Source organism: Polynucleobacter sp. JS-Fieb-80-E5 (genome assembly GCF_018882015.1).
Classification (GTDB): Bacteria; Pseudomonadota; Gammaproteobacteria; order Burkholderiales; family Burkholderiaceae; genus Polynucleobacter.
The window spans coordinates 94,062-116,336 of sequence record NZ_JACVPH010000005.1; the positions used below are offsets into that span (position 1 = coordinate 94,062).

Annotated in this window: 15 protein-coding genes and 1 tRNA gene; 11 read left to right on the top strand and 5 right to left on the bottom strand. The window is 46.8% G+C overall.

Features of this window, described 5'->3' with window-relative positions; genetic code table 11:
- Positions 1-48: 48 nt before the first annotated feature.
- From ICN44_RS08660 to ICN44_RS08680, 5 genes are read left to right on the top strand one after another with little or no spacing between them, the layout of a single operon-like run.
- Positions 49-1,311, top strand: a complete 1,263-nt coding sequence (locus ICN44_RS08660) for a lipoprotein-releasing ABC transporter permease subunit (protein WP_216263559.1) — start codon at positions 49-51, stop codon at positions 1,309-1,311.
- Entirely contained in the window at positions 1,304-2,014 is a 711-nt protein-coding gene (locus ICN44_RS08665; RefSeq protein WP_255537540.1) for an ABC transporter ATP-binding protein, read from the top strand. The genes ICN44_RS08660 and ICN44_RS08665 overlap by 8 nt, the downstream gene beginning before the upstream one ends.
- 11 nt (positions 2,015-2,025) lie before the next feature.
- The gene (locus tag ICN44_RS08670; RefSeq protein WP_216263560.1) at positions 2,026-2,871 is read left to right on the top strand and encodes a TatD family hydrolase; all 846 of its coding nucleotides are present in this window, start codon (positions 2,026-2,028) and stop codon (positions 2,869-2,871) included.
- 4 nt (positions 2,872-2,875) lie between these two features.
- Positions 2,876-5,356 (top strand): DNA internalization-related competence protein ComEC/Rec2, encoded by a 2,481-nt coding sequence (locus ICN44_RS08675; RefSeq protein ID WP_255537541.1) that lies wholly within the window; start codon positions 2,876-2,878, stop codon positions 5,354-5,356.
- 22 nt (positions 5,357-5,378) lie between these two features.
- Positions 5,379-5,750 carry a glycine zipper family protein gene (locus ICN44_RS08680; protein WP_216263561.1) on the top strand — a complete coding sequence of 124 codons (372 nt, stop codon included), beginning with the start codon at positions 5,379-5,381 and terminating at the stop codon, positions 5,748-5,750.
- A 99-nt stretch (positions 5,751-5,849) separates the two neighbouring features.
- Here ICN44_RS08680 and ICN44_RS08685 read toward each other — a convergent pair.
- Positions 5,850-5,926 (bottom strand) — tRNA-Met (locus ICN44_RS08685).
- Between the two features lie 155 nt (positions 5,927-6,081).
- On the opposite strand from ICN44_RS08685, the gene ICN44_RS08690 reads away from it, so the two are divergent.
- The 3 genes from ICN44_RS08690 to radA are packed head-to-tail and all read left to right on the top strand — an operon-like array spanning position 6,082 to position 9,934.
- Complete coding sequence (locus ICN44_RS08690; protein ID WP_216263562.1) at positions 6,082-8,025, top strand: potassium transporter Kup; 1,944 nt, start codon at positions 6,082-6,084, stop codon at positions 8,023-8,025.
- 11 nt (positions 8,026-8,036) lie between these two features.
- Positions 8,037-8,531: a hypothetical protein gene (locus ICN44_RS08695; RefSeq protein WP_255537543.1), complete on the top strand. Its 495-nt coding sequence runs from the start codon at positions 8,037-8,039 to the stop codon at positions 8,529-8,531.
- 38 nt (positions 8,532-8,569) lie between these two features.
- The gene (gene radA / locus ICN44_RS08700) at positions 8,570-9,934 is read left to right on the top strand and encodes a DNA repair protein RadA (protein ID WP_215362841.1); all 1,365 of its coding nucleotides are present in this window, start codon (positions 8,570-8,572) and stop codon (positions 9,932-9,934) included.
- Positions 9,935-9,938: 4 nt separating this feature from the next.
- Here the strand turns inward: radA and prmB are convergent, their stop codons facing one another.
- From prmB to dapD, 3 genes are read right to left on the bottom strand one after another with little or no spacing between them, the layout of a single operon-like run.
- Positions 9,939-10,835 carry a 50S ribosomal protein L3 N(5)-glutamine methyltransferase gene (prmB, locus tag ICN44_RS08705; RefSeq protein WP_216263564.1) on the bottom strand — a complete coding sequence of 299 codons (897 nt, stop codon included), beginning with the start codon at positions 10,833-10,835 and terminating at the stop codon, positions 9,939-9,941.
- Between the two features lie 46 nt (positions 10,836-10,881).
- A complete protein-coding gene (gene dapE, locus ICN44_RS08710; protein WP_216263565.1) occupies positions 10,882-12,033 on the bottom strand; it encodes a succinyl-diaminopimelate desuccinylase in 1,152 nt (383 codons plus the stop codon).
- A 9-nt stretch (positions 12,034-12,042) separates the two neighbouring features.
- Complete coding sequence (gene dapD / locus ICN44_RS08715; protein WP_216263566.1) at positions 12,043-12,870, bottom strand: 2,3,4,5-tetrahydropyridine-2,6-dicarboxylate N-succinyltransferase; 828 nt, start codon at positions 12,868-12,870, stop codon at positions 12,043-12,045.
- Positions 12,871-13,044: 174 nt separating this feature from the next.
- Between dapD and smc the strand changes: the two genes are divergently transcribed.
- From smc to ligA, 3 genes are read left to right on the top strand one after another with little or no spacing between them, the layout of a single operon-like run.
- The gene (smc, locus tag ICN44_RS08720; RefSeq protein WP_216263567.1) at positions 13,045-16,566 is read left to right on the top strand and encodes a chromosome segregation protein SMC; all 3,522 of its coding nucleotides are present in this window, start codon (positions 13,045-13,047) and stop codon (positions 16,564-16,566) included.
- The gene (locus ICN44_RS08725; protein WP_370624892.1) at positions 16,567-17,637 is read left to right on the top strand and encodes a cell division protein ZipA C-terminal FtsZ-binding domain-containing protein; all 1,071 of its coding nucleotides are present in this window, start codon (positions 16,567-16,569) and stop codon (positions 17,635-17,637) included.
- Positions 17,638-17,646: 9 nt separating this feature from the next.
- On the top strand, positions 17,647-19,662 hold the full coding sequence (gene ligA, locus ICN44_RS08730) for an NAD-dependent DNA ligase LigA (RefSeq protein ID WP_216263568.1): 2,016 nt from the start codon (positions 17,647-17,649) through the stop codon (positions 19,660-19,662).
- 15 nt (positions 19,663-19,677) lie between these two features.
- Here the strand turns inward: ligA and ICN44_RS08735 are convergent, their stop codons facing one another.
- On the bottom strand, positions 19,678-22,275 hold the full coding sequence (locus ICN44_RS08735) for a [protein-PII] uridylyltransferase (protein WP_216263569.1): 2,598 nt from the start codon (positions 22,273-22,275) through the stop codon (positions 19,678-19,680).

A 22,275-nucleotide genomic window follows, 5' to 3' on the forward strand; every position in this document is an offset into this window, starting at 1 on the left:
ATTTAAGTATTCCATCAGTTTGTCTGCGCAATTCACTAAACTGTGGCTATGTTGAGACTTCCTATTGAGCTAGAAATTGGCCTGCGCTACACCCGATCCAAGCGTCGTAAGACGGTGGGGAAGCGCGATGGTTTCCTATCCTTTATCTCCGGGATTTCTACTGCTGGTATCGCTTTAGGAGTTGCCGCACTGATTGTGGTTCTTTCGGTGATGAACGGTTTTCAAAAGGAAGTGCGCGATCGTATGTTGTCGGTGCTATCTCATGTGGAAATTACTGCTCCTGATGGTTTGGCAAATTGGGAGCCACTGGCGCTGAAGGTTGCAACTCAACCACACGTTATTGGTGTGGCACCCATGGTGAGTTCGCAAGGTTTATTGACTCGCGAAGGAGTGATGCGCGGCGTTGCTATTCGTGGCATCTTGCCCAGCGAAGAAGGTAAGGTTTCAGATTTACCAAAACAATTTGTTACCGGCAATATTGATGATCTTAAGCCCGGTAGTTTTGGTGTTGCTCTGGGCGCACAACTTGCAGCAATTGTTGGCGCACACGTCGGCGATCGTATTAATTTAATTGTTCCAGAAAGCGATTTAACTCCAGCGGGTGCTATGCCACGGATGCGGACTTTGCAGGTAGTCGGCATTGTTGACAGTGGCCATTATGAATACGATAGCTCCTTGGCTATCATGCACTGGAAGGACGCTGCCGCCTTACTGCGTCTACATGATCCGTCTGGCTTGCGTATCAAGGTGGATGATATGCAGCGGGCCCCAGAAGTTGCTAATGAGTTATCGGGTATTGTTCCTCAGGCGCTTTGGGTCACTGACTGGTCAAGATCAAACCGCAATTGGTTTGCAGCAGTTCAGACTGAAAGAAAGATGATGTTCATCATTTTGACTTTAATTATTGCCGTAGCCGCATTTAATTTGGTGTCCACCTTAGTCATGACGGTGAACGAGAAGCAGGCTGATATTGCTATTCTGAGAACCATGGGTGCAAGCCCTGGACTCATTCAAAGAATATTTTTAATTCAGGGATTGGCGATTGGCCTTTTGGGCTCCTTGCTTGGTGTTGCATTGGGTCTATTGATTGCGCTGAACATTGATGTCATCGTGCCGGTCATTGAAGCCATTTTCCGTGTGCAGTTCTTGCCGCGTGAGGTGTATTTCATTAGCGAATTACCTTCTGATGTTAGGGCAAGTGATGTGCTGACAGTGGGATTAATGGCATTTGGCCTTTCTGTATTAGCGACGCTTTACCCAAGTCGTCGTGCTGCCAAGGTCCAACCTGCGGAGGCCCTGCGTTATGAATAATTTAGGTATGAGTGATATCAATAACTTAGTGCTGAAGGCCAGAGGCTTAGCCAAGACCTACGGTCAAGGGCCTACTGCAGTAGAGGTTCTGAAGGCGATTGACTTGGATATTTCTCCATCGGAGAAGGTGGCTATCGTCGGTTCTTCAGGTTCTGGCAAGAGCACCTTACTTCATTTATTGGGTGGTTTAGATGCTCCAAGCGCTGGCTCCGTCATTTTGGCTGGTTCTGACTTGAATAACCTATCAGTGAAGAATTTAGACCAACTACGTAACCATAGTCTTGGGTTTATTTATCAATTCCATCATCTCTTAGATGAATTTAGTGCTGCAGAGAATGTGGCTTTGCCTTTGCGTATTCGTGGCCTTAGTAATGATGAGTCAATGGAGCGCGCCAGCAAGATGCTTAAGGCAGTTGGCTTGGCTGCACGTGAACTCCATACTCCAGGCGAATTATCCGGAGGGGAACGCCAGCGTGTGGCAGTCGCTCGTGCCTTGGTTGGTAATCCTGCTTGCGTTCTGGCGGATGAGCCAACCGGCAATCTCGATACCGAGACTGCAGACGGCGTATTTGATTTGATGTTGGACATCGCTCGAGATCAAGGCACAGCCTTTGTGATCGTGACGCATGACCCGGTGCGCGCCAAACGTTGTGATCGGATCTTGCATTTAGAGCGTGGAGTATTAAAACCATTCTCTGTGTGAGTGGGCATCCCATGTGGATTGATACCCATTGCCATCTAGATGCCCCTGAGTTTGCGACTTCATTGCCGACAATTATTCAGGCGGCCACTGAAAAAAACGTTGCAGCAATACTGTTGCCTGCTGTGAAGGTGTCTGACTGTACTCATGTTAGAGAGTTAGCTCATCAATATAGTCAAGAAATCCCAGGTTTGGTTTATACCTTGGGAATACATCCGCTATATACCAATCAAGCCCAAGAGGGCGACATTGAAACACTTGAGAAAAGAATTATTGAATCTCTATCTGATCCTCGCTTTGTGGGTGTTGGTGAGATTGGCTTAGATTATTTTGTTGAGGATTTAGATTCTCATAAGCAGGAATTCTTTTTTAATGCGCAATTAGATTTGGCTCAGAAATATCAATTGCCTGTAATCTTGCATGTACGTCGTTCTCAGGATGCAATCTTAAAAGCCTTGCGTCGTCGAAGTATCCCTGGCGGAATAGCGCATGCTTTTAATGGCAGCTTTCAGCAGGCTGAGCAATTTATTGAGCTCGGATTTAAATTGGGATTTGGCGGTGCAGCGACTTATGAGCGTGCTTTGCAAATCCGTAGACTTTTAAAAGAATTGTCGCTTGACAGTATTGTGACTGAAACAGATTCTCCCGACATCCCACCAGCATGGCTCAGAGCGGAGGGTATTGCTTTTAATGAGCCTGCTTTTCTACCGCGGATTGCAAAAGAACTTGCCTTAGTTAGGGGTGTCAGTGATGCTGAATTTGCTTCGGCGGTATGGGGTAATGCAATGCAAGTGTTGCCACGCTGGTCTGCCCTCTGCGCAGGTATTACTCAGCTCTCAAGTTTCAACTTAGCCTCTTAATTACTTGCGATTAGCTATCACGGCATTCATTGCCGGGGGATTACTCCTTTTATTTTTGCCGCAATTGCCAGAATATTGGCTCATTTTCTGTATTACTTTTGGCGCAGTTTGTTTGCTGACAATCCTGCTTTCTAATCCAGAATCTCTTCTAAAGAAATTTGCAGTGATTAGTTTGCTATTTGTAGTAGGTTTTACTTGGAATGCTTTGTATGCTGAAAATCGCTTAAAGAATATTCTTGCCACAGAGTTGGAGGGCAAAGAGTTAACGCTCAAGGGAAGAGTTGCAGCATTGCCACAAAGTAATTCATCGGGCGCCAAGTTTGCCTTTGAGGTTGACGAGGCCTTCTCTGGAAAAGAAGCCCTGAATCCCTTTCCAGAGAGAATCTATTTGAGTTGGCAGCCCGCCTGGAGAAATCCTCAAGCAATTCCAGAGGTAATTCCTGGACAGCGCTGGAAGATCAGGGCAAAGCTAAAGCGTCCTTATGGTTCCTTAAATCCACATACCTTTGATTTTGAGCGTTGGTCTTTTCATCAAGACTTTGGAGCTAGCGGATCAGTAAGGTCTGGGGAGTTATTGCTCGATAGTGATATCGCTTGGACAGAGTTTGAGTTACGTATGGAGCTTGCTAGATGGCATCTGCGAAAAAAGATTCAGTCTATGCTGTCGGATGATGCGAGGTATGTAGGTGTTTTGATTGCTTTGGTAATGGGTGATCAGAACGCCATCGATCAAGATGACTGGCAAATATTTAATGCAACGGGTATTGGGCATCTCATCTCTATATCTGGACTTCATGTAACGATGTTGGCAGGAGTTGGCGCTTCAATTGCTGCATTTATATGGCGTCGACGCACATGGCCACTGATTGCTCCAGTCAGTAAGGTAGCGGCTGTAGCGGGATTTGTGACTGCGTTTATCTATGCATGGTTGGCGGGCTTTCAGATTCCAGCGCAAAGAACGATGTATATGGTTGGGGTGGTGGCATTCGCTTTATGGACTGGCCGAAATCCACGTTCCTTTGATATCTGGTGGTGGGCTCTAGCATTCGTGTTGCTTATCGATCCTATGGCTCCCTACACGCCAGGCTTTTGGTTATCTTTCGGTGCTGTAGCTGCCATTCTGTATGCCATGGGAGATTCTTCTGGTTTATTGGGTATCCCTACGGGAAAAGAATTAGAAACGCATTGGATGCATCGCATGGGACAAGCCCTTCGTGAGGCGTGTCGTGTCCAGGCTGTTGTCACGCTGGCGCTCCTGCCATTGACTTTGTATTGGTTTTACCAAGTCTCAATTGTTTCACCACTGGCTAATGCGTTTGCTATTCCGTTGGTCAGTTATATCGTGACCCCGCTGGCAATTGCTGGTGCCTTGCTTCCAGAATTTATCGGCCGCTGGCTCTTATTGCCGGCGCATACATCCATGGAATATCTTGCAGTCATCCTGGAATGGATGGCGAGTTGGAGTTGGTCTGTAGCTTGGTCGAAGCAGCCCGAGTGGTGGATGCTGGTGATTGCTGGATGTGGAATTGTGTATGCAATTCGCCCTGGTCCGATTGGAGAAACGTGGAAAGGTCGATTGCTTGGTATCTTTTTATCTACCCCCTTATTTTTTTGGCCAAGCCAATTATTTGGAGAGGTGTATCTCGCTCAAGGAGAGTTCAGGGCGAGTGTTTTTGATATTGGCCAGGGCACTGCGGTTCTCATCGAAACCGCCAATAGAAAATTGCTATACGACACAGGACCGATTCAGGGCAAGAAAGATGATGCAGGTCAGAGAGTAATTCTTCCCTATTTGCGTGGCCAGGGGATCAATCACATTGATCGTATGGTCATTAGTCATAGCGATAGTGATCATATTGGTGGTGCTGCAACACTTCTGAAGAGTATTCAATTTGATTTGATGATGGGATCTTTGCCTAGCGCGAATCCACTGCTTCAAAATTTGCATAAAAGAAAGATTCCGGCCATCCCTTGTCGCTTTGGTCAGCGTTGGAAATGGGATGGTGTCGAATTTGTAATTTGGCACCCTCATGAAGAGACAGTATTTACTGATCAATATCCTGGTAAGCCCAACGAAATGAGTTGCGTGATTGAGGTGCGCAATCAACAAAGCTCGCTTTGGTTAACGGGTGATGTTGAAAAGCAAGCTGAAGCAGAAATTACCGAGCGCTTAGATGAAAAAATGTTGCATGAAATCGGCGACAGGGAATTGATTTTTATGGCGCCACATCATGGCAGCAAAACATCCTCTTCCTTGGCCCTCCTACAGAGATTGGAACCTCATCAGGCTTTTGCACAAAATGGCTATCGCAATCGTTATGGGCATCCACATCCAGATGTCACGGCGCGCTATCAGAATTTAGGGATTCCTTTTCATCAAACGCCGAGAACAGGTGCCCAAACTTGGCTATTTAAAAATAATTCAAAATCTTCGACACAGTTTTTGCGACATGATATAAAACGGATATGGCATCGATCGATGTGAAATTGAATAAAAGGAATTGCAGATGAATAAGTTACTTGCCCTATGTTCTCTGGTGGTTGCTGTGACGGTTGGGTGTGCCGGCGCTAATGTCCGCCCCCTCGTGGATATGAAGGGCGTTAATGAGGCTGCATATGAGAGTGATTTAAAAGACTGCCAAAACTATGCTCAACAGCAATCAGGTATGGGTGAGACTGCGGCCAAAGGCGCTGGTGCTGGCGCTGTAGTTGGTGGCTTATTAGGCCTTGTGACAGGCGGCAATAAAACGGGCATCGTACAGGCTGCTGGTGCTGGCGCGGTGATTGGTGGTGCAGGCGGTGCATTTACTGGTAATCAGGCTCAAGAGGCTGTTGTGAAGAGATGTTTGAGTGGTCGTGGTTACAAGGTTTTGAACTAAACCCACTTGAAAATAGCGAAAAAGCCCGAGAAATTGGGCTTTTTTAATGCTTAGAAAAGCAAAAATCTCTTAAAAATTAAGGGATTAGTACGTAATTCTTGGTTGCGGGGGCAGGATTTGAACCTACGACCTTCGGGTTATGAGCCCGACGAGCTGCCAGACTGCTCCACCCCGCGTCTGAAGCTGAAATTCTACCATTTTTTGGGAGTCTCTGTCGAGGTATTCCTGTAAATAACGCATAAATAAGGCGTTTTATCAGAGAAATTCTCGTTTTAATCACTGCCGGCAAGGAGTAACATATTGCCACGCAACATCACGCCAAGGTTTAATAATGTCAGTTAGCAATCCTGAGTTTTCAGAATCATCTTTATTGCGGCCTGTAGAGATTTCTCGAGAGGATCATCCTCATAAGAAGGGTGCCTCAATTTCATTAATGTTTGCTGCTATCGGTGTGGTCTTCGGCGACATTGGCACCAGTCCTTTGTATGCGCTAAAAGAATGCTTTAGTCCTGATCACGGTATTCCATTTTCACCAGATGCGGTCTATGGAGTGATCTCCATGGTGTTTTGGGCTTTTGCGATTGTGGTGTCGCTAAAGTATGTTTTATTTGTAATGCGTGCAAACAATCATGGTGAGGGCGGAATTCTGGCTCTGATGGCCTTGGCTTTAAGAACTGCCCCTGCGAATTCCAAGCGTTCACTTCTGATTGTTATGGCTGGTGTGTTCGGAGCTTGCATGTTTTATGGTGATGCCATCATTACACCGGCGATTTCTGTGCTATCTGCGGTTGAAGGCCTTGAGGTGATATCCAGTGATTTAACACGTTATGTCATACCAGTTACCATTTTTATTTTAGTAATCCTCTTCTTTATTCAGAAAACTGGAACTGATTTAGTTGGCAAACTTTTTGGTCCGATCATGATGGTCTGGTTTATTGTTATCGGATTGATGGGGGTACATCAAGTCATCCTTAATCCAGCAATTTTTGCCGCTATTAATCCTTTGTTTGCTATCCGCTTCTTGATTGAACACTCGCTACAAGGTTTTATTGTTTTGGGCGCGGTCTTCCTGGTATTGACTGGTGCCGAAGCTTTGTATGCTGATATGGGTCACTTTGGACTCAAGCCTATTCGTATGGGCTGGTTTTTTATTGTCATGCCTTGCTTGCTCCTGAATTACTTTGGTCAGGGAGCTATGTTCTTGAACAACCCAGAGACGATTACCAACCCATTCTTCTTGATGGTCCCAGAATTCTTGGTATTTCCTTTGGTGATATTAGCTACAGCTGCAACTGTGATTGCTTCACAAGCGGTAATCTCTGGCGCTTTCTCAATGACCAGCCAAGCAATCCTGTTGGGCTTTGTCCCGCGCATGAAAGTGCGCCACACCTCTGATAGAGAAATTGGTCAGATCTATATGCCCCTGGTGAATTGGGCGCTTTTGATACTGGTAATCGCAGTGGTCTTGGCTTTTAAGAAATCTGAAAATTTGGCAGCTGCATACGGTATCGCTGTTACAACTACGATGATCGTAACGACCTTCTTGGCCGCTATTGTGATGCGCGTGGTGTGGCGTTGGAATACGCTATTAGTAACTTTGGTTATTAGCGCCTTTTTGGTGGTGGATTTAGCTTTCTTAACCGCTAATCTTTTAAAAATTATGGAAGGTGGCTGGTTCCCGCTATTGCTCGGTGCCGCATGCTTCATATTGCTGATGACTTGGTATCAAGGTCGTAAAATTTTGCGTCATAACGCAACGAATAATGGTATTGAGCTTAAAAGCTTTATTGAAGCTTTGATGCAGCATCCTCCGCATCGTGTAGAGGGCACAGCTGTTTTCTTGACGGCCCACGTAGATTACGTCCCAGTTTCTTTCTTGCATAACTTGAAGCACAACCATGTATTGCACGAGAGAGTCTTTTTCCTGAAGGTCAGTATTTGGGATGTGCCGTATGTAAAAGATAGTGAACGCATTACTTTGCGCAATCTTGGTAATGGTATCTATGTTGTGCGTGCGGTTTATGGCTTCAATGAAACGCCAGATATGGGTCAAATTATTGAACTCATCGAAAAAGCCTCCGATTTGAAGTTTGACTTGATGAACACTTCATTCTTCTTGTCGCGTGACACCATCGTTTCTACTGAAATTCCTGGTATGGCTATCTGGCGTGAAAAATTATTCTGCTGGATGTATCAAAACGCTGGTCGCCAGTCAGACTTCTTTAAGATTCCTGCAAATCGCTTGGTTGAGTTGGGTGCAAAGGTCGAGATTTGAGAAAGAGTCTTTTGCTCCAATCAAAAATATTGATTTCAATATTTTTGTTGGCGTCTGCATTGAGTGGGGTTGTATTGGCAACTCCTGCTGAAGAGGCTGAGCTTGATCAGTTAGACAAGATTGAGCAAGAATTAGAACTTCAGCGCGAGTGGTCTAAATTCCGCTGGGGTAAAGCTTCTTCTGAGTGCTACCAGGAATACTGGGTCAATTCTTGTTTGAGAAGTGCTCGCGCAGACTATCGCAAGGAAATCGATCCGATACGCGAACAAGAGGTGGCTTTGCATGAAGTGCAACGTAAGCTTCGTGAAAGTTTAAAGACTCAAGAAGATGCTAAGCGTGCTGCTGAGAGGGCGTCGCCCGAAAAAGCGGCTGAGCGAGCAGCCAATCAACGCGAGTTTGAGCAGAAACAAAAAGATGCTGCAGCAAGAGCGGCCGATCTAGAGCAACGACGCAAGGATGCCCCTAAGCGCGCGCAAGAAAATAAAGCGGGCACTCAGCTCGATTAATTTCTATTTATTTATTTTTATATTTCATTAGGTAACTCTTGGCTAAAGTCAAAACGGTTTATATCTGCCAGTCTTGCGGTGGCACCTCTGCCAAGTGGCAGGGTCAGTGCCCATCTTGTCAGGCCTGGAATACTTTAGAAGAGGGTCTGCCAGAAACAACATCTAATGCTCGCTTCCAGGGTTTAGCGCAATCCCTTCCAAGACAAAAGTTATCCGCTATTAGCGCTGAAGACTTGCCAAGATTTAGCACGGGTGTTGAAGAGTTTGATCGCGTACTGGGTGGCGGCTTAGTTCCAGGTGGTGTGGTGCTTTTGGGTGGTGATCCTGGTATTGGTAAATCTACCTTACTACTCCAGGCATTGGCGGAGATGAGTTCTGCTGGCATGAATGTGCTCTACAGCAGCGGCGAAGAATCTGCTGCGCAAATTGCCCTTCGTGCAAAACGCATTGCTTTAGATGCGCCACAGCTTGAGGTGTTGGCTGAGATTCAGTTGGAAAAACTGATTTCTATTATGGATACCGTGAAGCCACAAGTATTGGTGGTGGATTCTATTCAGACTTTGTATTCAGAAGTATTAAGTTCGGCTCCTGGCTCTGTAGCGCAGGTGCGTGAGTGTGCTGCGCAACTCACTAGAGCTGCTAAATCAAGCGGTATCTGTGTGTTGATGGTCGGGCACGTTACCAAGGATGGTCATCTCGCCGGTCCTAGGGTCTTAGAGCACATTGTCGATACCGTTTTGTACTTTGAGGGTGATACACATTCCTCTTTCCGCTTAGTACGTTCGATCAAGAACCGTTTTGGCGCCGTCAATGAGTTGGGCGTATTTGCGATGACTGAAAAAGGTCTGCGTGGCGTAACGAATCCGTCAGCAATTTTTCTGTCACAACATGAGCAAATGGTTCCGGGCGCTTGTGTATTGGTTACACAAGAGGGCAGTAGACCTTTGTTGGTAGAGATTCAGGCTTTAGTAGATACAGCGCATGTGCCTAATCCCCGTCGTTTAGCCGTTGGCTTGGAGCAAGCTCGTTTGGCAATGCTTTTGGCGGTACTGCATCGTCATGCTGGCGTAGCCTGCTTTGATCAAGATGTATTCTTAAACGCGGTAGGTGGCGTCAAGATTTCTGAGCCGGCCGCTGACTTAGCCGTTCTTCTGGCGATTCAGTCTTCGATTCGAAATCGTGCATTGCCAAAAGAGTTGATTGTCTTTGGTGAAGTTGGCTTGGCTGGTGAGATTCGTCCTTGTCCTCGTGGTCAAGAGCGCTTGAAAGAAGCTGCTAAGTTAGGTTTCACTGTGGCTATCATTCCAAAAGCGAATATGCCAAAGACCAAGATTCCGGGGTTGAAGGTAATTCCAGTGGAGCGAATTGATCAAGCTATTGCTGCTGCAGCCGAGCTCAGTTAATTCCCTAGCGCAAGTCTTCCGCTTGAATTAATAAGACTTGCTCTTCACCTGCAGACACTTCCATCCAGATCGCTGGAATTTGCGGGAAAGCCTTTTTGAAGTGCTCATACTCATTACCAATCTCGAGCAAGATAGCGCCACGCTCAGATAGGTAATCGGGTGCTGAAGCAATAATGCGCCTGATGATATCCATGCCATCTTCTCCACCAGCTAAAGCCAACTCTGGCTCTGCGTGATATTCAGCAGGAAGCGCATTCATGGAGGCGGCATTCACGTATGGTGGATTGCAGATGATCAGATCAAATAGGTTATCTTCATTTGGTTCTGGCAAAGCATCCCAAAGATCGCCATCTAATAGCTCTACTTGAGAACTGAGACCGTGACGATCTACGTTACGGGCGGCTACAGAGAGTGCAGGCATGCTGATATCGCATGCGCTCACATGAATATCTGGGCATGACAGAGCTAAGAGGATTGCAAGTGAGCCATTACCAGTGCAAAGATCAAGCGCTTTGCCATCAGCTGGCAACCAGGTCTCTAGTGAACCATCAACTATGAGTTCTGCAATCCAGGAGCGCGGAACGATACTTTGCTCCCTACAGAAAAAAGGCACACCCATGAGCCAGGCTTCACCCAAGATGTAGGCGAGTGGTTTACGTGTAGAGATTCTGGTGTTGGCAACGGCGGATGCGTTTTGCTGCTGCTCATCGGATATTGCATCATCCAGGTGATCTAACGCTTCTGCTGGACTGAGATTAAGTTGTTTGCTCACAATCCACAAAGCTTCACTTTGGGCATCAATTGCTCCGTGGCCGTAATGTAAGTTTACCGCTTTGAGCATTTGTGCAATCTGATTGATGCACTGGTTTACTGTGAAGTGTTGATGAGACTCAGGGTCCATGATGGAGGGGTTCTTTAGGAGAAAAGTCGGGTGCGCAATTGATCGATCAAGCGATTAACTGTTCGAGAGTCTTGCGATAGATATTTTTGAGTGGCACGACATCGTCAACAATGACACACTCATCAATCTTGTGACTGGTCGCATTGAGGGGGCCAAACTCCACTACCTCTTTGCAAATCTTGGCGATAAAGCGGCCATCACTGGTGCCACCGGTAGTGGAAAGTTCTGTATCAATATTGGCTTCTGCTTTGATGGCCTTGCGTAATGCCCCAGCCAGATCACTATCACCAGTGATGAACGGGCTACCACCCAATACCCAGTCAATCTCAAACTCTAAACCAGCATCCTTCAGAATCTTTTCTAGACGCTCACGGAGTTGCTCTGGCTTACTCTCGGTGGAGAAGCGGAAGTTAAAGTCGATCACCAACTCACCAGGAATTACGTTATTGGCACCGGTGCCAGCATGCACGTTGGAGATCTGAAAGCTGGTGGGTTGGAAGTATTCATTACCTTTGTCCCATTCAGTTTCTACTAATGCAGAAATTGCTGGTGCCGACAGATGAATTGGATTCTTGCCAAGGTGAGGGTAAGCAATGTGCGCCTGAATACCTTTCACCTTGAGCTTTCCTGACAGAGAGCCCCGACGACCATTCTTAATCATGTCGCCAAGCCGATTAACTGAAGTCGGTTCACCAATGACGCAGTAGTCCAAACGCTGCCCTTGTTTTTGCAGGCGATCGCACATGATGACTGTGCCATCGTTAGCGGGGCCTTCTTCATCGCTAGTGATTAAGAAAGCAATGGTGCCCTGATGATCTGGGTGTGTAGTGACAAACTCTTCTGTAGCAACCACAAAACCAGCGAGGGATGTTTTCATATCCGCTGCGCCACGACCATAGAGCATGCCGTCACGAATGGTTGGGGTAAAGGGGTTGTTTGTCCACTTCTCTAGTGGGCCTGTAGGCACTACATCGGTATGGCCTGCAAATACCAAGACTTTGCCTTGATCGCCAGCTGTACCTTTTTTAATAGCCCACAAGTTGGTTACCTGGAAATTTTCAGGGCCACTCACCACGCTCTCGGTATGAAAACCAATCGCTTGGAGACGTTTAGCAATTAAATCTTGGCAGCCACCATCAGCAGGGGTTACGGAATGGCAGGCGATGAGAGCTTCGGTGAGCTCAAGTGTGGCGCTCATGGGTTTAACTTAGTCGCGGAGTAATTCGTTGATGGCTGTCTTTGCTCTGGTTTGGGCATCAACCTTCTTAACGATGATTGCGGCATACAAACTGTACTTGCCGCAAGCGGACGGAAGGGAGCCTGGAACAACTACTGAGCCAGCAGGAACACGACCATAGTGCACTTCACCTGTTTCGCGGTCATAAATCTTGGTGCTTTGGCCAATATAGACACCCATGGATAAAACAGCGTTTTCTTCAATCACAACGCCTTCAACCACCTCAGAGCGGGCGCCAATAAAGCAGTTATCTTCAATAATCACTGGGCCAGCTTGAATTGGCTCCAAAACACCGCCAATACCAACGCCGCCAGAAAGGTGAACGTTTTTGCCAATTTGAGCGCAAGAACCTACTGTTGCCCAGGTATCTACCATCGTGCCTTCACCTACATAAGCGCCAATATTGACGTAGGAAGGCATTAAAACAGCGTTTTTACCGATAAATGAGCCGCGGCGGGCTACGGCAGGGGGAACTACACGGAATCCACCAGCAGCAAAGTCGGCGGCAGTGTAGTTTTCAAACTTGCTAGGAACCTTATCGTAGAACTGGGTAAACCCACCAGCACTCATAGGTTGATTGTCTTCGAGACGGAAAGAAAGCAAAACGGCCTTCTTAACCCATTGATTTACTTCCCACTTCCCGACGTCACGGCGCTCAGCCACGCGAATAGTGCCAGCATTAAGGCCCTCTAATACGGCATTTACGGCATTACGGACATCCCCAGGGGCGCTATCTGGAGAGAGGTTTGCGCGGTTTTCCCAGGCTTGTTCAATGATGTTTTGTGGTGATTGGCTCATGCTTTTTAGTTAACTATCAGATTGTTAAGGGATTTTGTCCCGGGAGGTAGATTTATCATTATATAGATGGGGCAAAAACGCGTCCAAGCAGGCAAGAGCTTGCTATCATCTTCCCACTTTAGCTTTAATTTTTACCCCTTTATTTGAACCTCTTTTTTCCCTGCAAAGTACGCCGTGCAACTGAAATCCATCAAACTTTCCGGCTTTAAGTCTTTCGTAGACCCAACCCATTTTGAAATGCCCGGCCAACTTATTGGCGTTGTGGGTCCTAACGGTTGCGGAAAGTCGAACATTATTGACGCCGTCCGCTGGGTTTTGGGAGAGTCCCGTGCCAGCGAATTGCGTGGCGAATCGATGCAGGACGTTATTTTTAATGGCTCTGGTTTACGTAAGCCATCTGGCCGCGCTAGTGTTGAGCTCATTTTTGATAACACTGAAGGGCGCGCTCAAGGTCAGTGGAGTGCTTTTACAGAATTAGGTATCAAGCGCGTTTTAACTCGTGATGGAAATTCAAGCTATTACGTTAATAACCAAGTAGTACGTCGTAAAGATATTCAGGATATTTTCTTGGGCACGGGTATGGGTCCAAGAGGTTACGCCATTATTGGTCAAGGTACGATCAACCGTATTTTGGAAGCAAAGCCAGAAGAGTTGCGCGTGTTTCTGGAAGAGGCTGCTGGTGTTTCTAAATATAAAGAGCGCCGCAAAGAAACTGCCTCACGTTTAGAGGACACTGTAGAAAATTTAACGCGTGTTGAAGATATCTTGCGAGAGCTTGATCAACAACTCACTCGCTTAGAAAAACAAGCGACTGTTGCTGAGCGTCATGCTGAGCTTTCTGCCCAAATGAAATCACAACAGCAGCTCTTGTGGTTTGTGCGTCAGACTGAGGCTGGTAAAGAGCAAGAGCGCCATGCCAATGGCATCCGTGATACTCAAGTTGGCCTGGAAGAACAGACCGCTAAGCTTCGCCACGTCGAGTCTGAGCTAGAAACCATGCGTACAGAACAGTACGCATTACAAGATAAAGTTTCTCAAGCGCAAGGTGATTTATATCAAACCAATTCTGATGTCAGTCAGGTTGAGGCGCAGATTCTTTATGTGCAGGAAGCACGTCAACGTTTGCAGCAACAAACCCAGGATCTGCAAGCGCAGTTACAGCGCTGGACTGTGCAAGAAACAGATGCAGCACAAGCGCAGCGTACTACTGAGCATGAGTTGTCTTTAGCTGCTGAAAAAGAACAAACACTTTTAGCGGATTTAAATGGTTTGCAAGAGCAAATGCCAAGTCGTGAAGAGGCTTATCAAAATGCCTCACGTGAACTCAACAGCGCACGTGATTCAGTTGCCTCTATTGAGCAACGTTTAGCCAGTTTGGGTGAACGTCTTCGCTCAATGTCAGCTCAGTCAGATGAATTGAAGGGGCGAGAGACTCGCCTTGTTGGTGAATTCGATGGCTTACGTCGTCCTGATGCTGAAGCTTTACAAACAGCAATAGATCGTCAGGTCATGGCTGCCCGTAAAGTGGAAGAGGCTAAGCAGCGCGCTGTTGAAACCCAACAACGCGTTCCGGCTGCTGATGAAGCCCGTAATACTGCGCAACAACAGATTCAAGTAGCTAATCAAGATCTTGCTCAAACTGAAGCCAAGTTGACTGCATTAACTGCCTTGCAAGCAAGCGTTCAGGCCCAAGGCAAGATTGGACCTTGGCTTGAAAGCAAGGGTCTTAAAGAGAGCAAGCGCCTTTGGCAAGAACTCAAAGTAGAGAGCGGCTGGGAAACTGCGCTGGAATCAGTACTGCGCGAGCGTTTAGCTGCTGTGACTGCAAAGAGTGTGCAAGAAACATTGGCCTTGGCTAATGATGCCCCTCCTAGTCGTTTAGCCATCTTACTCACCGAAGAGATCACGCCAGCACATACCCCTGCACCAGCGGACTTCACACCATTATTGAGTCGCGTACAAAGTGCAGGCGCTGCAAGATTGACCTCTGTTCTTCAAGAGTGGCTAGACAAGATCTACATTGCCAGTAGTCTTGAGGATGCTTTGCATCGCCGTGAAAAATTACCGGCTGGTGGTGCATTTGTTACCCAACAAGGTCATTTAGTAAGTCGTGTTGGCGTGCAACTGTATGCGGCTGACTCTGAGCAAGCCGGTATGCTGGCACGTGCACAAGAGATGGAAAGTCTTGAGAAGCAGTTGCGTGCACAACAACTCATGCAAAGTGAGCTCAGGGGTGAGTTGGATCAATGTGTTGCGAATTATCAAGCAGCTCACCAAGCAGCAGAACAAGCTCGTGAGAATGCAGAGCATGCTGTTCAAGAATCACACGGCTTTGAAGTGGAAAGAATGCAGTTGACTCAAGCTGAAGAGCAATACAGTCAACGTGCAGCACAGATTCAGGGTGAATTAAGTGAGTTGCGCCAACAAATGGAGCAAGTAAGCCAGACCCAAGAGCAGTCTGCTGCTGAGTTGCTTGAATCAGAAGAATCTAAAGAAGGCTTGCAAGAAGCTTTGCAAGTAGCTCAAGAAAAATTAGAGCGCTCTACTGAAGAGCGCGATCGTTTGCGTGAGTCACTCCGTTCTGCTGAAATGGCTGCTCAAGAAGCAGCTTTTGCGACGCGCTCATTGCAGCAGCGCATCACTGATTTACAACGTGATCAAAGTACCGCCCGTACTCAGATCATGGAAATTCAGGATAAGCATGATGCCGCTGCTCAAGAACTGGAAACTCTGAGCGACGAAGAGGCGCAAGATAAATTACAAGGTCTATTGCTAGCCCGCAGTGCACGTGAAGCTGCCTTAGCGAATGCACGTACTGAGCAGGATGCTTTATTGCATCAATTGCGTGAAGCCGATGAATCTCGTATGCAAGTTGAGCGCAGCCTACAGCCAATGCGTGACAAAGTAGTGGATTTGCAATTGCGTGAACAGGCTGCCCGTTTGAACTTTGAGCAATTTGCCACATTGTTATCGGATGCAGAGGCTGACCTTACTGCACTTGAGGCAAATTTCAGTACTGACTTAAAAGTTGGCGCCTTGCAGAGCGAGGTGAATCGCTTGAATACTGAAATTCAGTCATTAGGCCCAGTCAATATGGCTGCTTTGGATGAGTTATCAAGCTCCCGTGAGCGTAAGCAGTTCTTGGATGCGCAGTCTGCCGACTTGAATGAAGCAATGCAGACTCTGACAGATGCGATCGCCAAAATTGATGCTGAAACACGCGATCTCTTACAGGGGACGTTCGATCAAGTCAATATGCACTTTGGCAAACTTTTCCCTGAGTTGTTCGGTGGTGGTCATGCTGAATTGGTAATGACTGGTGATGAGATTTTGGATTCTGGTGTCCAGGTCATGGCCCAGCCTCCTGGCAAGAAAAATAGCTCTATTTACCTCCTCTCTGGTGGTGAAAAGGCTTTGACTGCAATTGCCTTAGTGTTCTCACTATTCCTTTTAAATCCAGCCCCATTCTGCTTGCTCGATGAGGTGGATGCTCCATTGGATGACGCAAATACCTTGCGTTATGCAAAGCTAGTTGCCAAAATGTCAGATAAGACACAGTTTTTGTTTATCTCTCATAACAAGATCACTATGGAAATCGCACATCAACTCATTGGTGTCACGATGCAAGAGCAGGGCGTATCCCGCATTGTTGCGGTGGATATTTCTTCTGCTGTTTCAATGGTGGAGGCCGCCTAAGTGTACGTAGAACAAATCATGACGATGTTGGGCCTGTCTGATTTGCAATTTGCTCTGGCTGTTATTGGTCTATTAATTCTGATAGTAGTGGCGGTTCTGAATATTAAGTATGCCCGTGCTCGTCGCAAGGCAAAAGAGCTTAGTGAGTATTCTTTAGATGATCGCTTTGGAAAAGAGCCTAGCTTTGCTCAGGGCTTTGCTGATGGCGATGCAGGGCGCACTGAGCCCAGCTTCGGCGAAGTGATCACAACCATTTCAGCCCCAGAAAAGTTTGCGATAGATCCACGGATTGATTGTGTCATCACACTACGCTTTGATGAGGCTATTAGTGGCTCAGAAATTCTGGCAGAAATAAATGCCTGGACGGATCTTCAGGCGCAATCAACTGCACGCTGGATGTGTGAAGGCTTAAATGCCAATCTAGATGTTGCTGAGGACTGGGAAGAACTCCATCCTGACTCTACGTATTCTGATTTACAGCTAGCTATTCAGCTGGCAAGCCGCAAAGGCGCTATTGGCGTCCTAGAGTTATCCGACTTTTGTTCTCGTGCCCAAGCGCTTGCTGAGACTTTGGGCTCCCAAATCGATATGCCGAGTGTGAGCACGATGTTGGAAAGCGCGACTGAATTAGATGTCATGGCTGCCGAAAGCGACATTCAATTGAGTATCAATGTGCTGTTTGATGAGCCATGTCCATGGGGTAACTTTGATGCGCTCATGCGTCAACGTGGCTTTAAGCTATCTCGTAATGGCCGCCAATATGAATATCTCAGCAAAGGCGTAGTGCTGTTTAGTAGCGCCGATTTGGATCCAAACAAGTCTGTAACCCAAATGACCTTATTGCTTGAAGTCCCTCTGGTCCCCCAAGAAGAGCGGGCATTTGAAAGAATGCTCTCTGAAGGTGTGGAGATTGCACAAGCAGCTCACGGGCGCTTAGTAGATGACAATGGCATCAACTTGAGTGAGGCCGCTGTCATTAGTATTCGTCAGCACCTTGATGTTCTCTATGCCAATCTTGAGAAATCTGGCGTCCCCGCTGGATCTTCTACAGCTAGCAGATTATTTAGCTAGGAAATCACTTTGTCGTCCACTAGTCCGACAAATTTAGCGGAGCGTTACGCATTCTTACAGGCAGAGCTTGCTCGCTTAGAGCATGCCTATTACGTTTTAGATAACCCGCTTCTTCCTGATATTGAATACGACCGCCTCTATAGAGAGTTAATTGATATTGAGACTGCTCATCCTGAGTGGATTACCCCAGAATCTTTATCTCAGCGGGTAGGTGGAGCAGCATTAAAAGAATTTGATTCGGTTACCCATGCAGTACCAATGCTTTCTTTAAATAATGCATTTGAAGATAGCGAGCTGATTGCCTTTGATCGTCGTTGTCGTGAGGCTCTTCATACTGATCATATGAGCTATGCGGGTGAATTGAAGTTTGATGGCTTAGCGATTTCTCTTCGTTATGAAAATGGATCGCTAGTAACGGCTGCCACTCGAGGTGATGGCGCCAGCGGTGAAGATGTCACTGCCAATATCAAAACGATTCGCGCTATCCCACTCAGGCTTACGGGCAAGAATATCCCGAAAGTTCTAGAAGTGCGCGGTGAAGTCTTTATGTACCTCAAAGACTTCGAGAAGATGAATCGACAGGCAGCGGAGTTGGGTGAAAAGGAATTCGCCAACCCGCGCAATGCGGCAGCAGGTAGTCTTCGTCAATTGGATTCGAAGATTACCGCTAAGCGACCTTTATCCTTCTTTGCTTATGGCTTAGGCGCCCTAGATCCAGTCTCTTGGTTACCTCAAACTCATGAAGAATTGCTCAACGCATATGCAGACTTAGGCTTGCCAGTTTGTTCTGAGCGTAAGGTATTGCACTCAGTTCAAGACATCCTCAATTTCTACAATGAGATTGGTGCTAAGCGTGATTCCCTGCCTTATGACATCGATGGCGTTGTATATAAAGTTAACTCCTTCGCTGAGCAAGCTAAGTTAGGTTTTGTTTCGAGAGCCCCCAGATTTGCTTTGGCTCATAAGTACCCAGCACAAGAAGCCCTTACAACCGTTTTAGGTATCGATGTTCAAGTAGGGCGTACAGGGGCAATTACTCCAGTGGCGCGACTTGCTCCAGTAGAGGTTGGCGGTGTAACTGTTACCAATGCAACCTTACACAATGAAGATGAGGTCAAGCGCAAAGATGTGCGTATTGGCGATACCGTATCAGTGCGAAGGGCTGGTGATGTCATTCCGGAAGTGGTTTCTGTGATTAAGGATCGACGTCCAGCCAATGCAGCAGAATTTGTGATGCCCACAAACTGTCCGGTATGTGATTCTCATATTGAGCGCTTAGCAGATGAAGCAGTTGCGCGTTGTAGTGGTGGATTATTCTGTGGAGCGCAGCGCAAGCAGGCTTTAATTCACTTTGCCCACAGAAGAGCACTCGATATTGAAGGCCTGGGTGAGAAAATTGTTGATCAGTTGGTTGATCACAACCTTGTTAGAACTCCGGCTGATCTCTACAGACTTGGTTTTACTGCGCTAGCTAACCTAGAGCGTATGGGTGAGAAGTCTGCAGACAATCTCATTCAGGCAATCAATCAATCTAGAAACACCACCTTAGCGAGATTTATCTTTGCATTGGGTATTCGTCATGTGGGTGAGACTACCGCCAAGGATTTGGCTAATCACTATCAATCGATGCATGCCTTAATGGATGCAAATCTCGAGAATCTACTAACCGTTAAAGACGTAGGTCCCGTTGTTGCGGACTCCATCACCAGTTTTATGCAGGAGGCGCATAACCGAGAAGTCATTGAGCAACTCTTAGATTCTGGAATGCAACTTACTGTAGAAGCAAAAGTTATTAGTGCAGCTGTTGCAGGTAAGACCTTTGTCCTGACGGGTACATTCCCAACCATGACAAGGGATGAAGCAAAAGATCTACTTGAAAAGGCGGGTGCTAAAGTTGCAGGATCAGTCTCCAAGAAAACTGACTATGTTGTTGCTGGTTCAGATGCCGGTAGCAAGCTTACCAAAGCAGAAGAATTGGGTGTGCCAGTAATTGATGAAGCTGCAATGCTGGATTTACTGAAGTAAGTCTAGGTCAAGGACTTAAGCTCCCAGCGCCTCTAGCAATTCAGTTTCTAGCTGGATTTGCAGCTTTGGATTCTTGCCCAGGTTTGCTGCATCCAGCAATAGAATGTCTTCCACTCTTTCTCCCAGCGTATTAATTCTGGCGGTATGGATAGAGACCTGATGTTTCGCTAACACTCTGGAGATCGTATAGAGAAGGCCGGTACGGTCACTTGCAGAGAGTGCCAGTGTGTAATATCTGCCCCGATCATCTGGAACCATGTGAACGCGTGGCTGAATTGGGAATGTACGTGATTGTCTAGAGAGGCGACCCATGCTTGGGCTAGGTAGCGGCTCCGCATTGGTTAAAGCCTCAGTTAACTCGAACTCTACCAGCTGAATAATGTCGCGATAGCTACCACCTTCATCCACTAAGTTACTGCCGGAGATTTGGAAGGTATCTAGAGCATAGCCATGACGCGTCGTGTGAATACGGGCATCCCAAATGGAGAAGCTATGTCTTTCAAAGTAGGCGCAGATACGAGCAAATAAATCTTCTTGATCTTTAACATAGACGGCAACTTGCAAGCCCTCGCCAATAGGGGACAGTCTTGCCCTCACAATAGGTTGATCGCTATTGACCTTGTTGTATAGGTGACGTGTGAGCCAGGCAATGTCTGAAGAGTCTTGTCTTAAGAAGAAGGCGACATCTAGCTGCTTCCATAAATCTTCATAAGATTCATCATTGATACCGTACAGACGTAACTTAGCTTTAGACTCTTCTTGGTGTTGCGCTAATTCTGATGAGGCATCGGGTTTCGCCCCGCCCAATACTCTGAGTGTTGCGCGATACAGATCTTCTAAGAGTTTGCCTTTCCAGGCATTCCAAACTTTAGGGCTAGTGCCGCGTACGTCAGCCACAGTTAAAAGGTAGAGTGCAGTAAGGTGACGCTCATCACCTACTTTTTTGGCAAATGCCTTCACCACATCAGGGTCAGTGATATCTTGTTTCTGTGCTGTCTGACTCATATTGAGGTGCTCGGCGACTAACCAAACTAATAGCTCAGTATCTTTTTTATCTAACCCATGATCCTTGGCGAACTTGCGCATATCAGCTCTGCCTAATTGCGAGTGATCACCACCACGTCCTTTGGCAATATCGTGGAAGAGCGCGGCAATGACAAGTAACCAAGGTTTTTCAAAGTGAGCGATGAGGCTGCTGCAGTATGGGAACTCATGCGTATGTTCAACGACCATGAAGCGGCGCACATTGCGCAAGACCATCAAGATGTGTTGATCAACGGTATACACATGAAATAAATCATGCTGCATCTGTCCAACAATTTTGCGGAAGGCAGGGAGATAGCGGCCGAGAACGCTGCTACGGTTCATTAGATGAAACGCACGGCTTACTCCCTCAGGCTGTTTCAAGATCTCAATAAAGAGCGCCCTATTAACAGGGTCAGCGCGCCACTTGCTATCCATCTTGGTGCGAGCGTTATATAGAGCTCTAAAAATAGTTGCAGACAGGCTCTTTACATTTGAGGTTTGAGCAAATACCAAAAAGGTTCTTAGAATTTGTTCGGGCTGCTTTTGAAAGAGCTGCGGGTCAGTAATATCTAATACCCCTTGGCGCTCAATAAAGTACTCATTACCCTCGCCCGGAATAGAGAGGATTGTCTTAGACTCTTGCGGAAAGAGAAGAGCTTCAATGTTTTGCAAGAGAACGTCATTGAGCTGGGTAACTGCTTTTGCTGCCCAGTAATAGCGACGCATAATGGCTTCACTTGCTTGACGGGAGGATTCTTGTTTGATTCCCATCGATGCTGCTAATGCTGCTTGCAAATCAAATGCAAGAACGTCTTGCCTACGTCCGGCTAACAAATGGAGGTTGGCGCGTAGGGTTTCCAGGAAGCGTTGATTGCGTATGAGTTCAGTGAGTTCGCGCTGCGTCACCAGACCAGCTTCATTGAGGTCCTTGAAGGTATCACCCAATAATGCAGCCTTACTTACCCAAGAAATCACCTGTAAGTCACGCAAGCCCCCAGGACTCTCTTTGCAATTAGGCTCTAGGGAGTAAGGGGTATTCTGATATTTGTAATGGCGCTGAATTTGTTCGGCTTGTTTGGCCTGAAAAAAGGCTTTCGGATCCATCGCCGCTTCAAAAGCTTTGGCGAAGTCTTTAAAGAGTTGCTTCTTGCCGCAAATGAGTCGCGCCTCTAAGAGGGAGGTCCGCACAGTAATGTCTTGCTCTGACTCAGAGATGCATTCAGCAACATTTCTGACTGAGGAACCAATCTCTAATCCAGTATCCCAGCAGCTTGCAACAAATTGCTCAACTTGCTTTGAAAGAGCTCTAGCCTGTTCTTCATCAGCGGGCAGCAAAATCAGAATATCAATATCGGAGTAAGGAAATAGCGCACCTCTACCGAATCCGCCAACTGCGACTAAGGTAGCTTCATTATTTAAGCCGCAGTTACTCCACAGATGGGAGAGGAGTTGATCGCTTAACTTAGAAAGTTGTTTAGTTAATTTACCAACAGACTGTGTTTTTCTAAACTCGTCGTAAGCTATTTCGCGAGCGGCACGCAGGCTAGCTGCATCAATAACATTGCTAACTGCTTGCGACTGACCCAT

What these genes read in the sequence shown, in the direction of transcription:
- ICN44_RS08660 (WP_216263559.1), top strand. Translation starts at nt 49, where the DNA reads ATGTTGAGACTTCCTATTGAGCTAGAAATTGGCCTGCGCTACACCCGA.
- ICN44_RS08665 (WP_255537540.1), top strand. Translation starts at nt 1,304, where the DNA reads ATGAATAATTTAGGTATGAGTGATATCAATAACTTAGTGCTGAAGGCC.
- ICN44_RS08670 (WP_216263560.1), top strand. Translation starts at nt 2,026, where the DNA reads ATGTGGATTGATACCCATTGCCATCTAGATGCCCCTGAGTTTGCGACT.
- ICN44_RS08680 (WP_216263561.1), top strand. Translation starts at nt 5,379, where the DNA reads ATGAATAAGTTACTTGCCCTATGTTCTCTGGTGGTTGCTGTGACGGTT.
- ICN44_RS08690 (WP_216263562.1), top strand. Translation starts at nt 6,082, where the DNA reads ATGTCAGTTAGCAATCCTGAGTTTTCAGAATCATCTTTATTGCGGCCT.
- prmB (WP_216263564.1), bottom strand. Translation starts at nt 10,835, where the DNA reads ATGGACCCTGAGTCTCATCAACACTTCACAGTAAACCAGTGCATCAAT.
- dapE (WP_216263565.1), bottom strand. Translation starts at nt 12,033, where the DNA reads ATGAGCGCCACACTTGAGCTCACCGAAGCTCTCATCGCCTGCCATTCC.
- dapD (WP_216263566.1), bottom strand. Translation starts at nt 12,870, where the DNA reads ATGAGCCAATCACCACAAAACATCATTGAACAAGCCTGGGAAAACCGC.
- ICN44_RS08735 (WP_216263569.1), bottom strand. Translation starts at nt 22,275, where the DNA reads ATGGGTCAGTCGCAAGCAGTTAGCAATGTTATTGATGCAGCTAGCCTG.